Below are 16,006 nucleotides of genomic sequence, written 5' to 3'. Positions count from 1 at the left end.
GTTCCTCAGTTAAATTGCATTTCAGGCACGTGATCGGGGACGACCAGTTTGCCTGCGGTTCTGGCGACAATGTCGTCCACGCTGACGCCAGGGGCACGCTCGCGCAGAATGAACGCGCCGTCAGCGATTTCCAGCAGAGCCAGGTCGGTCAGCACGCGTTTAATACAGGCAACGCCGGTCAGCGGCAGGGTACAGGCAGGAAGCAGCTTGGATTCGCCACTTTTGGAAGCATGCGTCATCACGACAATGATGTTTTCTGCGCCAGCCACCAGATCCATCGCGCCGCCCATGCCTTTCACCATTTTTCCGGGGATCATCCATGACGCAATATTGCCGTTGGTATCCACTTCAAATGCACCGAGCACCGTCAGGTCGACATGACCGCCGCGGATCATGGCGAAGGATTGCGCCGAGTCGAAAATCGCCGCGCCTTTACGCGCCGTAACAGTCTGTTTCCCGGCATTGATCATGTCGGCATCCAGTTCATCTTCGGTGGGAAACGGCCCCATCCCGAGCAGACCATTCTCCGATTGCAGCATCACGTCCATACCGTCGGGGATGTAATTCGCTACCAGGGTCGGAATACCAATACCCAGATTGACGTAATAGCCGTCGCGCAGCTCGCGGGCGACACGCATCGCCATTTGTTCACGCGTTAACATGGTCAGGCTCCTTTGTGCCGTAGGGTGCGTTGCTCAATGCGTTTTTCAAACTTGCCCTGAATAATGCGGTTAACAAAAATTCCGGGGGTGTGAATTGCCGCGGGATCCAGCTCTCCGGGAGGAACAATCTCTTCAACTTCGACGACCGTGATGCGCCCGGCAGCCGCCATCAACGGATTAAAATTCTGTGCGGTATGGCGGTATATAACGTTGCCGTACCAGTCGGCTTTCCAGCCTTTTACCAGCGCGAAATCTCCGGTTATCGCCTGTTCCATGATGTACGGACGTCCGGCAAACTCGCGAACTTCTTTACCTTCAGCCACGGGAGTGCCGTATCCGGTTGCGGTGAAGAAAGCCGGGATCCCCGCGCCGCCCGCGCGTAACTGCTCTGCCAGCGTACCCTGTGGCGTCAGAATCGCTTCCAGCTCACCGCTGAGTACCTGCTTCTCAAACAGCGCATTTTCACCAACGTAGGAAGCCACCACTTTGCGTACCTGGCGGGTTTCGAGCAGTACGCCGAGGCCAAAACCATCTACGCCACAGTTGTTAGAAACGACCGTGAGTCCCTGAACCTCCCGACGACGAACTTCAGCGATCAGATTCTCGGGAATACCACATAAGCCAAACCCGCCAGCCAGCAGCGTCATGTTATCGGTCAGTCCTTCCAGCGCCTCTTGCCAGGTGGCGACCCGTTTATCCAGTCCAGCCATACACTTGCCCCTCCAGTTGTCCTTGCCGACATCATTGGGGGTGAAAAATGATTTGTTAATTTTAAATTTGTGACTCACTCATTGGGTTTTTTTATCAATTTAATGTTAATTAAAGGTATTCAACAAGTTAAGGGAATGAGAAATGAGAATGAGCATCAAACAGTTACGCGCGTTTTTAGCGGTAGCTCACACTCTGAATTTTGCTCATGCCAGCGAACGGCTGAATATGTCACAGCCAGCCTTAAGTCTGGCGATTAAAGGACTGGAGGATTCGCTGGGAGGAGCTTTACTGCTGAGAACTACCCGTAAAGTGACCCTGACGCAGGAGGGAGAAACACTACTAACGATGGGGCGGCAACTGCTTGCAGACTGGGAAAATACGGAAGAAGCGATGCGTCAGCGCTTTACGCTGCAACGTGGCAAAATTTCTATTGCGGCAATGCCATCGTTTGCCACTAATGTGCTGCCACCGGTACTCAAAACCTTTCGTGACTGTTATGGCGGTATCAATGTGACGGTTCACGATGTTATTAACGAGCAGGTCATCGAAATGGTGAGTGAAGGGCGGGTGGAAATGGGGATCGCCTTCGAACCGGACTATTCAGGTCACCTCCATTTCACGCCGCTCGGTATGGACAGGTTTATCGCTATTGTGCCTCCGACGTGTCGGCTTGCAGGCCGGGAGCGAATTACATGGAAGGAACTGCTGACGCTGGATTTCATTACACTGCAACGACCTTCAGCCGTACGTCTGATGCTGGAAGAACAACTGGTACAAAGTGGTCATTCGCTGGAGGTTGCACTGGAGAGCCATCAACTGGTGACCATCGGACGACTGGTGGCGAACGGACTAGGCGGCAGCGCAGTACCCGCGCTCTGCCGCACGCAGATGACCGAACTTGGCGCAACCTGTATTGAGCTGGACAGCCCGGTTATACAACGACGCATCGGCATTCTTCGCTCTGCGCATCATAAATTGTCGACGGCTTCCGAGGTGTTAGTGGACTCGCTGAAAAAAGCGTACCGTGCCTGATATTGTTGTCAGGCATGATACGCGTGGTGGATCTTATGTGGCCCGCCAGCAGCGGACTTCACTTCCGCTTTCACTTTTGAGCAATGACTGCTTCTGTTCACACCCGCTGGTTGCAAGCGGGCACCGGTCGCGGAAATAACATCCCTGGGGTAAGGTACGATTTCCCGGCAGTTCGGTTTTACGTAATAGCAAATCTTCTGCCAGTGGCGCGCCCGTTTTAGGAACTGAATCCAGCAATAAACGGGTGTAAGGGTGGGCCGGATGCGTCAAAACCTGCTGCGCGTCGCCCAGTTCGACAATTTGCCCAAGGTACATTACCGCTACCCGGTCGCTCATATGCCGGATAACTGACACGTTATGTGATATCAGCACAAAGGTCAGCTTTCTGCGCGCCTGTAGGGATACCAGCAGGTTAAGAATTTGCGCTTGTACGGAGATATCCAGCGCCGAGGTGGGTTCATCGAGCACGATCACATCCGGCTTTGATGATAATGCCCTGGCAATGGCAATACGCTGACGCTGTCCACCGGAAAACGCGTGGGGCAGACGGTCCAGATATTCAGGACGGATGCCAACCTGCTGGGCTAAATCTTCGGCAAGCGCGCGACGTTCTCGTTCGGGACTACGTTTCTGGATCCATACCGGTTCAGTAATGATTCGCCAGACGGGCAGGCGAGGATCCAGCGACGAAAGCGGGTCCTGAAACACCATTTGCATACCGCTGCTTGCGCCAGTTTGTTGCTCCTCGCTGCGGATATATTGCCCCTGAGTCGGCTTGAGCATACCCATTAACAACTGCGCCAGAGTGCTTTTCCCACAGCCTGATTCGCCGACAATACCCAGCGTTTCACCCTGACGGATCTGTAAGTCCATACCGTTGAGCGCATGCACGCGTTCAGTCACCTTACCAAGCCAGTTTTTACGGGCGGGAAAGTTGACATGGACATCCTGTAGTGCCAGTAAAATGTCAGACATGCGTTGCCTCCAGTTGCGGATACCAGCAGGCGGATTGCTGATCTGATAGCCCCTGACTGCGTAACGCAGGGTTCTCATCACACCGTGATCCCGCAGCAAAACAGCGCTCACGGAATGCACATCCTGCGGGTAAACAGGTCAGGTTTGGTACCGTCCCCGGAATAGCGGGTAACAGGGTGCGTGGTTGGCCGTGTTCCGGCGCACATTTCAGCAGACCAATGGAGTAGGGATGTGTTGGATGCTGAATGACGGTTTGCGTCGGGCCGCTTTCGATGACACTTCCGGCGTACATGACGTACAACCTGTCGCACAGTTGCGATACCACCGCCATATCATGGCTGATAAACAGCACAGCCGTGCCGCTGGCCCGCGCTTTATGCCTGAGCAAACGCAGCACTTGCAGTTGTACCGTCACATCCAGCGCTGTCGTTGGTTCATCAGCGATAATCAGATCCGGTTCGCAGGAAAAGGCCAGCGCAATCATCACGCGCTGGCGCATTCCACCGGACAGCTCAAACGGGAAGCGCGACATCACTTCAGGGGCGTCCGGGATTTGCATTTCCTCCAGTAAAGCGATGGCTTTCTGGCGGGCATCACCACGACTGACTGATTGATGATGACGGATCACTTCCACCATTTGCTGGCCGATACGCCGGGTCGGATTCAGCGCCGTCATTGGCTCCTGGAAAATCATCGCCACGCGCTCACCACGCCATTTACGCATTTGCTTCTCAGTGGCGTTCAGAACATCTTCACCGAGCAGCGACACGCGTCCCTGATGAATTCGATAACTTCCCTCCGGCAGCAGGCGCATGGCGAGCATGGCTGTCACTGATTTACCAGAGCCGGACTCACCGACCACGCCGACAATCTCCCCGCGGTTGATATGTAGCGAGACATGGTTTAGTGCATGAACGTCTGCTTTATAACCGGGGAAGCTCAGGTGTAAATTCTCAATTTCCAGTACAGGCCGTGTCATGACTGTTTTCCTCCGGCTTTCGGGTCCAGCAGATCGCGGATACCGTCGCCAAAGAGATTAAAACCGACGGCAGTAATCAATATGGCGGCTCCGGGGAATGCGCAATACCACCATTGATCAAGTACATAGTTGCGACCTATCGCCACCATCGCCCCCCATTCTGCGCTGGGCTGTTGCGCCCCCAAACCGATAAACCCAAGCGTGGCAGCCATCAGGATCGCACTACCTATGTCCAGCGACGCCTGCACGATAAGGGGCGGCAGCGAATTGCGTAATATATGCCAGCTAATCAGATGCCAGCGTGATGCGCCGTAAGTGCGGGCGGCCTGCACATAAGTAAACTGGCGAACCACCAACGTTTGCCCACGGGCCAGTCGGACATAGAAAGGGATACGTACAATCGCAATCGCCAGCATCGCGTTAAACAGGCTGGGTCCCAGGGCGGCGGCCAGCGCCATCGTCAGCACCAGCGAAGGGATCGACAGCATGACATCCATGATGCGCATGATAATCGCATCAGCACGTCCACCCATCACACCCGACAGGCAGCCAACCAGCGAACCGACGCCTCCGGCAATACCCACCACGACCAGTCCGGCGACGATCGATTGCTGGCTTCCCACCAGTACGCGACTGAACAAATCACGGCCCACCTCATCGGTACCAAACCAGTGTGCTGCAGACGGGGGAAGCAGACGTGCAGTCAGGTCGATTGCATTGGGATCGTGAGGCGTGATCCACGGCGACAACACCATCATCAGCAGCATCAACACAATGATCGCGCCACCAATCAGCGTTAGCGGACTGCTTTTCATCATCCAGAACAGTTTTGCCCAGTCAACGCGCTGGCGCGCTGGCGGGGATGGGGCTGGTGTTTCTTGCGTAAGCATCATTCAGCGCCTCCTCGTCCGATTCGCGGATCAATCCACAAATACAGTAAATCCACCACCAGATTCACCAGTACGTAAGCCAAAGAAACCACAACGGCAAATCCCATTACCGCCGGGAAATCAAGCGCCTGAATAGAGGTCACCACCCAGGCCCCCATTCCCGGCCACGCAAAAACCGTTTCGGTTAGTACTGCGCCGTAGAGCAGATCGCCCAGCGCGAGGCCAAGAACGGTTATTGATGGAATAAGGGCATTGGGCAGTGCATAACACAAAATGATGTACCAGCCCGGTAAACCACTGGCGCGGGCGGTGCGAATATAATCTTCGCTAAGCTGTTCCAGCATGGCTGAGCGAATTTGACGGGCGACAATCCCCAGATGTACAAAAGCCAGCGTCAGAGACGGCAGGATCAGGTGCTGGAGAGCATTGAAAAAGACCTCGCCATTACCTTCGAGAAGTGCGTCTATCAGGTAGAACCCGGTAACGTGCGTGGGGGGATCCAGCCAGTCATCCAGTCGTCCGCCACCGGGCAAAATCTGCAGATGGCCGTAAAACAGTACGATGACGCCCAGACCCAACCAGAACGCGGGTGTTGATATGCCGGTGATAGCCATCAGGCGTACGATATGGTCGAGCCAGCGGTTACGCCAGACAGCCGATAAAATGCCCAGCGGGATGCCAATAATGAGCGCCAGCAGCAGAGAGCAGAAAGCCAGCTCAAGCGTGGCGGGGAAAAAGACGCGCAGTTCATCCATTACCGGACGCCCGGTACGGATAGATGTCCCTAAATCCCCCTGAAAAATATCGCTGACGTAGCGAAAAAATTGTACATACAGCGGCTGATTCAACCCTAATTGCTGGCGAATATTTTCGACAATTTCATCGCTGGCGCGATCGCCTGCCAGCAGCCGCGCGGGGTCACCTGGGATCAGGTGCGAAATAATAAAAGTGATCACACAAACACCGGTGACCACCAGGATAAGTCCCCAGCAGCGCTGGCGTAAAATGCTCCAGAAAGTCATTGGCTTCCCCTTGCGGAGCCAATTTGGCTCCGCATAAACGTGGCTTATTTACTCATGGTGGAGATATTGAAGACCTGTTCCAGCATGGGGTTGAATACAAATCCTTTGACGTCTTTGTTCATCGCCAGTTGGTAGTTTTTCTGGAATAAATAGACGTAGGCAGCTTCATCAATAACGATGTTTTGCGCCTGCTGATAATCCTTCGTTCTGGCGACCTGATCGGTGGTTGCCAGCGCGCTCTGGAGCAGCTTATCGACCTCGCTGTTTTCATAGAATGAACGGTTGCCCGGTAAACCTTTCTTATCTGACTCAAACCAGTAGTTCATGAACATGTACGGATCAGCGAAGTCCGGGCTCCAGTTGCCGATAGCAATGTCGTAATCTCCTTTGCCTACACGGTCACGCATGGTGGCATTCGCCAGCTTTTCGAGCTTCACTTTTATACCCAGCTTGCCGAGGCTGGCTTGTGTGGCGAGGGCAATTGGCTCCCAGTTAGGGTCATTATCAGAGTAGAGAAAACTCAGACTGTCGGGCTTCGTCGCAACTTTATCCCACTCGGCTTTTGCTTTGGCTTCGTCAAAATTGTACTGCATCGCCTTTTCATCAAAGCCCCACATGCCTTCGGGGATCGGGCCGCGCATCTGTTTACCGTTGCCGCTCAAAATGCCTTTCACCATGCCCTTATAATCAGTTGACCAGGAGATAGCACGGCGCAAGTCCACCTGATTGAGCGGCGCTTTACTGTTGTTCAGATACAGATAGGTGACACGCAGAGAAGGGTAATCCGCCACGTTGACCTTTCCTTCCTGTTTTAAGGCGGAAAGCTGGTCAACGGGCAACGCATCGGCAATGTCGATATCGCCGCGCGACAATTGCAACCGGCGGGAAGCGCTCTCACCGATGATTTTTACTGATACGCGTTTAAACGCTGGCTTGGGACCCGGATAGTGGGGATTCGGAACCAGTACCAGTTGCTGCCCTTTTTGCCAGCTCTTCAACATGAAGGGACCGGAACCCGCTGTGTTTTGCGCCAGGAACCCACGGGCATCATCAGCGGCGTGCTCTTTTAAGATAACCGGGTTGATAATCGACGCGCCGTCATTCGCCAGCGTATAGAGGAATGGCGCGAACGGCTGGCTGAGGATAAATTTCACCGTACTGGCATCAATGGCTTCAATCTTCAGATCTTTCGGGAATGCCTCAGCAGGTCCCTGACCAATTTTGAGTAAACGCTCAAAGGATTGCTTCACCGCCTCAGCCGTAACGGGAGTACCGTCGGCAAATTTAGCGTCGTTTTTCAGGGTAAACGTCCACTCTTTATGATCGTCAGATGCTTTCCAGTTGCTGGCCAAATCACCTTCAACCTCTGTGGAACCTTTGCCACCTGCTGTTTTGTACTGGACCAGACGCTGATAAGAGGGATAGGTGACCGTCCAGTCGTTGTTATCTATCGTCACGGCGGGATCCAGCGTTTGTGGGTCGGCTGCTTTACCAATGACCAGCATGTCCTTAGGTACGGCGGCCTGGGCGGCGGGCAAGGCCACCGACAGTGCGACGGCAATCAGAGCGGGGCGAAAAAACGATCTCAATGCAGGTGTAGTCTTCATAACCAGGCTCCAGAATCAAAGGGGATGTTGTGTTGTTATTTGTGGGGCAGTAAAACAGGAAAAATAATCATCAAGCAGCGGATAGCGTGCGGCATTGGGCAATTCAAAATGCCACCACTCGCTGCTTATCCCGACAAAACCGCCGCCAGACATAATGGCGTTGAGCAACAGTCGGTTACGCTGCGCTTTCGGGGGCACAGAAGGATGCCAGGCATGGGAACGATCGTGCATTTCATCAAAACCAGCTCCCATATCGAGGACATTGCCGCGTTCATCCATCAGCGTGACGTCGATGGCCGTTCCACGGCTATGATTGGAACCAATCGCCACGTCCACGACATATTGAGGATCGGGACAGGCATTCCACAGTAGCGCCTGAGCCTGCTGCGGGCGATACGCGTCGTATACCACCAGGGATAACCCCGCCAGTTGCGCAATGCTGATGCTTTTGGCCAGCCCAGCGACCGCATCGCTGTGTAACAGGCAACGCGCTTCCCGATAGATAGGCGCGCCGGTAATGTTATCGGTCGTGGCATATTTGAGATCTATATGCAGTGACGGGAATATCACTGACAGATCGACCAGTTCTGGGGTCTCTGACATAGCACGGTTCCTGTTTATTGTTCGAATTGACCAAATTGTTGTTGTAACTGACGATTGGCTTGCAGGCGCTCCGCCAGGGAGTCGCCCAGTTGCGCCACCACTGCGGAGAGTAATAAGTTGAACAGACAACTTACCGGGGCAAGGGAATCCCAGAAGTGTCCGGTGTCGGTTTTTACCTGTATTAAATCAATGGCATAGTCTCTGGCCCAGGGGCACCAGACATCGGTTATTAGTGCGATCGGGATGCCGCGTTCGCTGGCTACCCGGCAATATTGTCGCGACATTGCGGCGTAGGCACGCGTATCGGTTATCACCACATAAGGCCGTTTGAACCCTGAATTCAGCGACTCAACCCAACTTCCGGAAAGCCCTTCGGAGTAACTCACTTTTGGGCGCAGGTATTCCAGATGACTAAAAAAGGCATTGGCGATCCCTCTGGTGGACTGGATCCCGAGGATATACACGGCTTCTGCGTGGGCCAGTTGCTGTGCAATGCGTAAAAATGTTTCGCTTTGCGCCAACTGGTAAACATGGGTAATGGCGTCAATCTCAAGCAGCAGTGACTGATGTACGCGATCGGGAAGGCTTTGCTGTTGATGCCAGGAATCCAGGCGTTCATTCATTCCCCAGGGTTGATAGGGGATTAGTGGCAACTCTCGTAGACTGGTTTTGGCATCTTCCAGGTTGCGAAAACCCAGTTTGCGTAGATAGCGACCTACGGTGATGCCGCTGGTTCCTGTCGCTTTTGCGATACCATCAGCCGTCTCAAAAGGGATCTGTGCTGCGTGCGCTAACAGCCAGCCGGCAACGCGCTTTTCACTGGGCGTTAGCTGACTAAACGTCTTTTCAATACGGGCAAATAACTCAGGTTTTGATGTCATCACCGTCTCGCTGTTAGTTGTTTGTCAGATGCTGTTTCGTTGTTACTTGATTAACAATGCAGGATGCGTGCCATGTCAGCGACAACGGTACGCTGCGTTTTTTTGTTAAAAAACACTTATATTTATTAACCAATGATCAACATTTGTGCAGCGTAGTTCAGTTTTGGTGCAAAGGCAGGGGAAGTGGGGGATCAATCTGTTGATTTCGTCGGAACGATCACATTGTGCGCAACATTTTCCTCCAGACATCAGAATTAGTAATGTGAAATATAAATTTCAGCCATATCAATGATGACCATCTTTATTCTTCTAACGGTAGGGGTATTATTTTTTGCGAACTACATTAACGGTTTAAAGCGCAAGTGTAGATATTATCTATATTATAAATGGAGTACTACAATGAATAAATTCTCCCTTTCTACAGCAGGTGTTCTGGTCGCAGCGCTGTTAACCAGTGTAAGCGTCAATGCAGCAACTGATAACGCTAAAACTGAAGTGACTCCGAAAGGCATGAGCTGCCAGGAGTTTATTGATTTGAACCCGCAAACTATGGCTCCGGTTGCCTTCTGGGTACTGAATGAAGATGAAGACTTCAAAGGCGGTGACTTCGTCGACTATAACGAGACTATCACCACTGCGGTGCCTCTGACCGTTGAACTTTGCAAAAAACATCCGCAAAGTGAATTAAGCAAAATAAAAGAAGAAATCAAAAAAGAATTATCTAAATAAGATTAAGCATGTATTAAAGCCCAGCCAAAGTGCTGGGTTTTGCTATTCGTGACAACGTCACTAATTTGTTTTGTAATACTTAAGAAAACTTTATAAAGATATAAACTCCTGTGCCGATACTGGGTAAAAGTTAGCCTTTTACAGAAGGAGTTTGTATGGCCTGGTATCCTACTCGTATTTCAACGCGCTTAACCATTGGTGGCATTCTGCTGCTTGCAGTTACCACTCTGGTTATTGTTGCGATTATGCTCTGGCGCGGTCAGCCGCGCGTCGTTGAAATCAACACCGACCTGATCGAAGAAACGGGGCAAGGTTTAACCCGTCAATTGAGTACCGTTCTCTCTCGTATCGAGGGCGAAACCGTCAGCCTGTCACGGCTGGCTGAAGTTCTGCCCAACGATGAATCTTTGTATCAACGTGTCGTACCGCACCTGATTGGTGAAGATAACAATTCTATTATTACCGGCGGAGGGATTTGGCCAGAACCTGATGCGTTTACCGCTGGCGTGGAGAAGCGTAGCTTTTTCTGGGCGCGAAATGCTGAGGGTAAACTGGATTTTTCCAATGATTATAATGCAGAAGGATCTGCTGGTTATCACAATGAAAGCTGGTACCAACATGCGAAAGGTCATTCGCAAAACAGTTGCCTGTGGTCTGATGTTTATCAGGATTCAAGTTCTGGTGTAAATATGGTGACCTGTAGTATCCCGTACCAACTGTCAGGCAAGTTCGCCGGGGTGGCTACCACCGATATTCGTCTGGATAATGTCGCCACGTTTATGCAACAGCAGGGAAACAGCACTGGCGGTTATGCGTTCGTGGTGGATAAGCAAGGGCAGATCCTCTACTTCCCACAAGCTGATAATTCGAAATTTAAAACTTTCAGCGAGCTGGCGCGCAGTGCGGAATGGCTCGCGCCGGTGGAAAATGGTCTGAAGTCACTTCGCGCGGCTGACGGCGTGAAGACTATAACGCTTGAAAACGATAACGTGCTGAATACGCCATCACGGGTGATGCTGTTTCCAATGGCAGATACCGGCTGGGTTGTCGGCCTGGTGACGCCGGAATCACGTATTGTTGGTTTAGCCAAAGTGATGATGCAGGACGTGCTGGAGGTATTGATCCCTGTTATGACGATCCTGTTGGCAGGATCCTGGCTGGTGGTTCGCAGGCTGATCTCGCGTCTGGATGATACCCGCCGTGCGCTTGATGACATTGCACAAGGGGAAGGTGATCTGACCCGCCGACTGGATGTTCGCGGTAAAGATGAGATATCGGCTATCGCAGAGGCGTTTAATCTGTTTGTTGATAAAATTTCAGCCATCCTGATCACCGTCAGAAGCAGTAGCGTGGTGGTGGCAAATAATGCGGTCAGCCTCGCGGACAGCAATATGGAACTCTCTTCACGTGTGACGCAGCAGGCTGCGGCACTGGAAGAAAGCTCTGCCGCGATGGAACAACTTAATGCGACCGTTCATCAAAATGCAAGCAACACACAACTGGCAGATGAGTTATCTGATAGCACCGCGCAAACGGCTAACCGCTGCGGAGATGTCATGCAGGGAGTTATCTCTACTATGGATAATGTCAGCAACTCTTCAGGACGAATGGTGGAAATTGTCGCGGTCATCGACAGTATTGCATTCCAGACAAACATCCTTGCTTTGAATGCCGCAGTCGAGGCAGCCCGGGCAGGCGATGCGGGCAGAGGATTTGCCGTTGTTGCATCGGAAGTTCGCACGCTGGCGCAGCGCAGCGCGACAGCCGCCCAGGAGATTAAGGCGTTGATTGATGAGTCGGTTTCTCATGTTGGCAGCGGTAGTCAGCAAATCCATAATGCCGGTGAGCGTCTGGAAGAACTGGTCAATAATGTACGTCAGGTGCGGCAATTGATGGGTGAAATTCGTGTCGCAGGCGAAGAGCAGCGAAAAGGGGTTTCCGAAGTCACGCTCGCCGTTACCGAAATGGACAGCACCGTCCAGCAAAACGCATCGTTGATTGATGATGCTGCCGCACGAACTCAGGTACTGAAAGAAGAGGCGGAACAGCTGGCCACGCTGGTTTCTTCGTTCAGATTGCCCGAGCCGGTAATTGCCTGATAACGACAATAAGAACGCTCTTTCGAGGGCGTTTTTATTTTATGGCACGCCAGCATAGTTAAATCCTTTATAACGTTGCTTAATCTGCCGGATGGGCAGGCTGCTTTTGCGACCCGCCGGTTTGACCGTCAGCAGGAGATGCGTATTCCTATGCAAAGTCTGGCGGCACTTACCGGAGCCAATTACCAGATACCTGGTGCTCTCGATTACCGGAGTTTTTTACGTGCGACCCAAATTTGCACCAATGATGTCCGGGAGAAAGCAAAAGCCTTTGAACGGGGTGTCTTCAATGTGGCATTCAACAACCGGGACGATCATCCGAAAAACTTTGCTTATTTGATGTCGGCAGATGGCAACTGGACCCTGGCTCAGGCGTACGATGTTACATACTGTGAAGGACCAGGTGGCTATCATCAAATGGATATGATGGGAGAGGCGCTGGATATTGAAAGAAAACAACTCCAGAGACTTGGCGAAAAAGAAGCCGAACTATCTACCGAAAGAGTGAACGAGATTATCGACAGGGTCAGTGAGTATGCCGCGGCATGGAGTGACACAGCCAAAGACAAATTCCCTGAGCAGATCACACCGGCCACCCTGAAGACTATTCAGAAACAAATTAATGAAATTATCCGCCGCTTAACGGTGTAGCGCCAGCGACGGACAACACCTAACGCCCCCAGCGGTCGCGAATATAGGTGACCGCATCCTGGGTTTGCGGCTGGTTAAGGTAATCTTCTCTGAACAGGATCGTGCCGTTAATGTGCGGGTCAGACTCGTTTAAATCGAGCTGTTTCTTCAACTCCGGTACGCCACCTTTCACAGCCCAGTCTGGCTCTTTCGATGACCGTTCTCCGACTTTATACAGTGCTACCCCAATATACAGACGCGTATTGGTTGATTTCACGACATCAGCCCACCATTTTGCCAGCACATCATAACGCGCTGCATCGCGGGCGAAAGGCCAGTAAAGCTGTGGTGCGATGTAATCCAGCAATCCTTGTTGCACCCAACGGCGCGTATCGGCATAAGACTCATCATATGCTGCTGCACCCCGAGTGTCGGAACCTGCCGGATCGTGCGAACGGTTGCGCCATACACCTGCCGGACTGACGCCAAATTCCACTTCAGGTTTCAGTTTTTTGATAGTCTGCGAAACCTGCTCGATTAACCGTTGCGTGTTATACCGCCGCCAGTCGGCTTTAGAGTCAAATCCCTGGCCATACTTTCTGAAAGTCTGAGTGTCGTTAAGCGCAGAGCCAGGTGACTCGGTGTAGAAATAGTCATCGAACTGCACGCCATCGACGGGGTAGTTCTCAACGACTTCCGCCACGATACCGGTGATCCAGTCTCGTACTTCCGGAATGCCTGGGTCGAGTACAAAACGTTCGCCAGACGTGCGGATCCAGTCCCGGTGCAGGATATAGACGCTGGATGGATGTTGGGTCAACGTCCGGTTTAATTCTGCTACCGTTGCGGGTTTGGTGTTGACGGATACGCGATAGGGGTTAAACCAGGCATGCACTTTCATGCCGCGTTTATGCGCTTCGTCGAGCATAAACTGCAGCGGATCGTAACCAGGATCCTCACCAATATTCCCTGTCAGAGTGTCTGACCAGGGTAAGATTTTAGATTTCCAGAGCGCGGTGGCGTCCGGTTTTACCTGGAAAAAGACGGTATTGATCCCGAGGCGTTTCAGATTATCCAGCTTATCCGTCAGGGCTTTCTGCTGCTGACTAATGCGCACAGCAGGTGAACTAATGTTCACCGAGGATATCGGCGGCCAGTCCAGACGGGAAACGGTCGCCAGCCAGATGCCGCGCACGGGTTCCTGGCTGCGTTGCGGTGTTGTCACCGGAGGTTGCAGAGTGGTTTTCTTCCCGGGAGGTTCTGAAGAACAACTGCCGAGTAAAAGCATACTGCCAACGAGCGCAGCAAACCATTTTGCGTTGGATACCGGTAGCATATTGCGAGAACGGGCGATGAGTGTCGCCAGCTTTTTTTGATGATTACCTGAAAAAAAACCGGGTGCTGACATCTGATATGGCTCTTATTTCTTATTAATACGGCTGTTAGCCCAGGGATCAATAGCAGGCGCTGTGGTGTTTTTTGGGGCTACATCGTGTAAGGAATCAAGATACAGCGCTTCAACTTCAGCGCGGGCCCACGGCGTACGACGCAGGAATTTTAAACTGGATTTAACGCTCGGCTCGTTTTTAAAACAGTTGATATTAATAAGTTGGCTCAACTCAGCCCAACCAAAGCGCTCAACCAGCGCATTAACCTGCATTTCAAGCGTTACGCCATGTAAAGGGTCTTTAGATAGATGAGCATTCATATGAAGTCCAGTTCAGTAGTTCCAGATTGAGTGATTAGCGCAGCAGGCTTGCGAAGCGAAAGGTTACAAGAAAGCCGGGCAACCAGCAATGGCATAAACAGGCATGGTGCTTGCTAATGAACACCATGCCTCCTTACGCTTAATCAATACTCTTTAAATGCCAGTTCCAGGCGGGCGATCAGCGGTTTGAACAAATAGCTTAAAAATGTCCGCTCTCCGGTTTTTATCGTCACGCTGGCGGGCATCCCCGCTTTAATTTTGTAATCGCCCAACAATCGCGCACCTTCAGAAGAAACCTGCACTTCTGCAAGATAATAGGGCTGCTGAGTGGCTTCATCGATTAGTCGATCAGCCGAGATGGTCAGAACACGGGCAGGCACTGACGGCAAAAGTGCATGGTTAAGGGCAGGGAACAGAACATCCACTGTTAATCCCGGCGCCAGCTTATCAATGGCATGCACCGGTATTTTGGCATCGATTTGCATCGGTTGTCCGGCGGCGACAATATCCATCAGATGTTCGCCAGGCTGAATAACTCCTCCGACGGTACTGACTTTAACGTCCAGCACGATGCCGTTAATCGGGGAGCGAATTTCCGTGTTATCCAGCTCATGTCGGGTTGAAACCAGTTCATCTTCCAGCATGGCCACTTCTTTCTGATTCTCGGTAAGTTCAGACTCTACTTCCCGCAGATATTGATGACGCACCTGATAGGCTTTAATTTTCAATTCATTTTGTTGTGATTTGAGCCTGGCAATGTTCAGAATGTCTTCTGAGACACTACTGGATATTTCAGCGGCCTCGCGCTCAAGCACCAGCAATTGCGCTTTGGGATAATAATTTTTTTCACTCAGCGCACGAATAGCGCCTAATTCCCGGCTAATCAGATTGAACTGGCGATCGCGATAGCCTTTTATTTTATTTAAATTATCCGTTTGTCCCACCAGGCCATCGAGAGTTTCCTGAATCATCGATAATTCATCCTGGATTGTTTTACGTCGCGTATCAAAGAGTTTGGCTTGCAGGTTTCTGACATCAGCCAGACGTTTATTGCCGGAAAATTGTTGTGTCAGTGCCTCATTAAAAGCGATCGCCTCCAGACCATCTCTTTCCGCCAGTAACCGGTCTTCAATACTTTTTGCTGAAATATATTGGGCATTTAATGCGCTGAAGCGCATATCAAGCTGCATTTTATCCAGACGCACTAACACCTGGTTCTTTTTAACGACGTCACCTTCCTTAATAAAAATATCGGTTACCCGTCCGCCGCTCAGATGTTGAATTGTCTTCCTGTTGCTCGAGACCGTCACCGTGCCGTCCGCGACCACACCAGCATCAAGAGGAGCTTGTATCGCCCACAGTAAGAAGCCACCTACACCGAGGGCAATGACAATTATCCCGCGAATAATCGGCGTCCAGATATTAGTATCAACACCGGCAGCGTCAGTATGGTCAGCAATTTTGTCTTTATTTTTCAT

The 16,006-nt window shown here is 51.8% G+C and carries 15 protein-coding genes and 1 pseudogene; 4 read left to right on the top strand and 12 right to left on the bottom strand.

Going from position 1 to position 16,006, the window contains the following annotated elements; genetic code table 11:
* Positions 1 to 5: 5 nt before the first annotated feature.
* Entirely contained in the window at positions 6 to 662 is a 657-nt protein-coding gene (locus tag LG384_RS11560; RefSeq protein WP_045442935.1) for a CoA transferase subunit B, read from the bottom strand.
* Positions 663 to 664: 2 nt separating this feature from the next.
* Positions 665 to 1,372, bottom strand: a complete 708-nt coding sequence (locus tag LG384_RS11555) for a CoA transferase subunit A (RefSeq protein ID WP_048221441.1) — start codon at positions 1,370 to 1,372, stop codon at positions 665 to 667.
* Positions 1,373 to 1,514: 142 nt separating this feature from the next.
* On the opposite strand from LG384_RS11555, the gene LG384_RS11550 reads away from it, so the two are divergent.
* Positions 1,515 to 2,405 (top strand): LysR family transcriptional regulator, encoded by an 891-nt coding sequence (locus LG384_RS11550; protein WP_045442929.1) that lies wholly within the window; start codon positions 1,515 to 1,517, stop codon positions 2,403 to 2,405.
* A gap of 33 nt (positions 2,406 to 2,438) precedes the next feature.
* On the opposite strand, the gene LG384_RS11545 is transcribed toward LG384_RS11550, so the two are convergent.
* The 7 genes from LG384_RS11545 to LG384_RS11515 are packed head-to-tail and all read right to left on the bottom strand — an operon-like array spanning position 2,439 to position 9,362.
* Positions 2,439 to 3,380, bottom strand: coding sequence for an ABC transporter ATP-binding protein (locus tag LG384_RS11545; RefSeq protein ID WP_045442926.1), 942 nt, complete (start codon positions 3,378 to 3,380; stop codon positions 2,439 to 2,441).
* A complete protein-coding gene (locus LG384_RS11540) occupies positions 3,373 to 4,359 on the bottom strand; it encodes an ABC transporter ATP-binding protein (protein ID WP_045442923.1) in 987 nt (328 codons plus the stop codon). The genes LG384_RS11545 and LG384_RS11540 overlap by 8 nt, the downstream gene beginning before the upstream one ends.
* Positions 4,356 to 5,252, bottom strand: a complete 897-nt coding sequence (ddpC, locus tag LG384_RS11535; protein WP_045442920.1) for a D,D-dipeptide ABC transporter permease — start codon at positions 5,250 to 5,252, stop codon at positions 4,356 to 4,358. The genes LG384_RS11540 and ddpC overlap by 4 nt, the downstream gene beginning before the upstream one ends.
* Positions 5,249 to 6,271: an ABC transporter permease gene (locus tag LG384_RS11530; RefSeq protein WP_045442917.1), complete on the bottom strand. Its 1,023-nt coding sequence runs from the start codon at positions 6,269 to 6,271 to the stop codon at positions 5,249 to 5,251. Before LG384_RS11530 ends, ddpC begins: the two co-directional genes overlap by 4 nt.
* A gap of 44 nt (positions 6,272 to 6,315) precedes the next feature.
* Positions 6,316 to 7,878, bottom strand: a complete 1,563-nt coding sequence (locus LG384_RS11525) for an ABC transporter substrate-binding protein (protein ID WP_048221444.1) — start codon at positions 7,876 to 7,878, stop codon at positions 6,316 to 6,318.
* Between the two features lie 15 nt (positions 7,879 to 7,893).
* Positions 7,894 to 8,481 (bottom strand): D-alanyl-D-alanine dipeptidase, encoded by a 588-nt coding sequence (gene ddpX, locus LG384_RS11520; protein WP_045442911.1) that lies wholly within the window; start codon positions 8,479 to 8,481, stop codon positions 7,894 to 7,896.
* A gap of 14 nt (positions 8,482 to 8,495) precedes the next feature.
* The gene (locus tag LG384_RS11515) at positions 8,496 to 9,362 is read right to left on the bottom strand and encodes a MurR/RpiR family transcriptional regulator (protein ID WP_225760925.1); all 867 of its coding nucleotides are present in this window, start codon (positions 9,360 to 9,362) and stop codon (positions 8,496 to 8,498) included.
* A 399-nt stretch (positions 9,363 to 9,761) separates the two neighbouring features.
* Here LG384_RS11515 and hdeB point away from each other — a divergent pair, with 399 nt between their 5' ends.
* From hdeB to LG384_RS11500, 3 genes and pseudogenes are all read left to right on the top strand, one after another.
* Positions 9,762 to 10,091 carry an acid-activated periplasmic chaperone HdeB gene (gene hdeB, locus LG384_RS11510; RefSeq protein ID WP_045442905.1) on the top strand — a complete coding sequence of 110 codons (330 nt, stop codon included), beginning with the start codon at positions 9,762 to 9,764 and terminating at the stop codon, positions 10,089 to 10,091.
* A 155-nt stretch (positions 10,092 to 10,246) separates the two neighbouring features.
* Entirely contained in the window at positions 10,247 to 12,190 is a 1,944-nt protein-coding gene (locus tag LG384_RS11505; RefSeq protein ID WP_200013278.1) for a methyl-accepting chemotaxis protein, read from the top strand.
* Positions 12,191 to 12,271: 81 nt separating this feature from the next.
* Positions 12,272 to 12,841 (top strand): annotated as a pseudogene (locus tag LG384_RS11500) (type II toxin-antitoxin system HipA family toxin); the annotation flags it as partial.
* Between the two features lie 19 nt (positions 12,842 to 12,860).
* On the opposite strand, the gene LG384_RS11495 reads toward LG384_RS11500, so the two are convergent.
* The 3 genes from LG384_RS11495 to LG384_RS11485 form a co-directional block, all read right to left on the bottom strand.
* Complete coding sequence (locus LG384_RS11495; RefSeq protein ID WP_200013277.1) at positions 12,861 to 14,228, bottom strand: glycoside hydrolase family 10 protein; 1,368 nt, start codon at positions 14,226 to 14,228, stop codon at positions 12,861 to 12,863.
* A 12-nt stretch (positions 14,229 to 14,240) separates the two neighbouring features.
* The gene (locus tag LG384_RS11490; RefSeq protein ID WP_045442897.1) at positions 14,241 to 14,528 is read right to left on the bottom strand and encodes a VF530 family DNA-binding protein; all 288 of its coding nucleotides are present in this window, start codon (positions 14,526 to 14,528) and stop codon (positions 14,241 to 14,243) included.
* Positions 14,529 to 14,671: 143 nt separating this feature from the next.
* Positions 14,672 to 16,006, bottom strand: a complete 1,335-nt coding sequence (locus tag LG384_RS11485; protein ID WP_052369278.1) for an HlyD family type I secretion periplasmic adaptor subunit — start codon at positions 16,004 to 16,006, stop codon at positions 14,672 to 14,674.

This window comes from Citrobacter sp. Marseille-Q3906, assembly GCF_916618775.1.
GTDB lineage: Bacteria > Pseudomonadota > Gammaproteobacteria > Enterobacterales > Enterobacteriaceae > Citrobacter > Citrobacter murliniae.
Note: the sequence above shows the minus strand (reverse complement) of the source record. Positions and strands in the feature narration are given on the sequence as shown.

Bases quoted from the DNA above. Each gene is read 5' to 3' on its own strand.
- LG384_RS11560 (WP_045442935.1), bottom strand. From the start codon at position 662: ATGTTAACGCGTGAACAAATGGCGATGCGTGTCGCCCGCGAGCTGCGC.
- LG384_RS11555 (WP_048221441.1), bottom strand. From the start codon at position 1,372: ATGGCTGGACTGGATAAACGGGTCGCCACCTGGCAAGAGGCGCTGGAA.
- LG384_RS11550 (WP_045442929.1), top strand. From the start codon at position 1,515: ATGAGAATGAGCATCAAACAGTTACGCGCGTTTTTAGCGGTAGCTCAC.
- LG384_RS11545 (WP_045442926.1), bottom strand. From the start codon at position 3,380: ATGTCTGACATTTTACTGGCACTACAGGATGTCCATGTCAACTTTCCC.
- LG384_RS11540 (WP_045442923.1), bottom strand. From the start codon at position 4,359: ATGACACGGCCTGTACTGGAAATTGAGAATTTACACCTGAGCTTCCCC.
- ddpC (WP_045442920.1), bottom strand. From the start codon at position 5,252: ATGATGCTTACGCAAGAAACACCAGCCCCATCCCCGCCAGCGCGCCAG.
- LG384_RS11530 (WP_045442917.1), bottom strand. From the start codon at position 6,271: ATGACTTTCTGGAGCATTTTACGCCAGCGCTGCTGGGGACTTATCCTG.
- LG384_RS11525 (WP_048221444.1), bottom strand. From the start codon at position 7,878: ATGAAGACTACACCTGCATTGAGATCGTTTTTTCGCCCCGCTCTGATT.
- ddpX (WP_045442911.1), bottom strand. From the start codon at position 8,481: ATGTCAGAGACCCCAGAACTGGTCGATCTGTCAGTGATATTCCCGTCA.
- LG384_RS11515 (WP_225760925.1), bottom strand. From the start codon at position 9,362: ATGACATCAAAACCTGAGTTATTTGCCCGTATTGAAAAGACGTTTAGT.
- hdeB (WP_045442905.1), top strand. From the start codon at position 9,762: ATGAATAAATTCTCCCTTTCTACAGCAGGTGTTCTGGTCGCAGCGCTG.
- LG384_RS11505 (WP_200013278.1), top strand. From the start codon at position 10,247: ATGGCCTGGTATCCTACTCGTATTTCAACGCGCTTAACCATTGGTGGC.
- LG384_RS11495 (WP_200013277.1), bottom strand. From the start codon at position 14,228: ATGTCAGCACCCGGTTTTTTTTCAGGTAATCATCAAAAAAAGCTGGCG.
- LG384_RS11490 (WP_045442897.1), bottom strand. From the start codon at position 14,528: ATGAATGCTCATCTATCTAAAGACCCTTTACATGGCGTAACGCTTGAA.
- LG384_RS11485 (WP_052369278.1), bottom strand. From the start codon at position 16,006: ATGAAAAATAAAGACAAAATTGCTGACCATACTGACGCTGCCGGTGTT.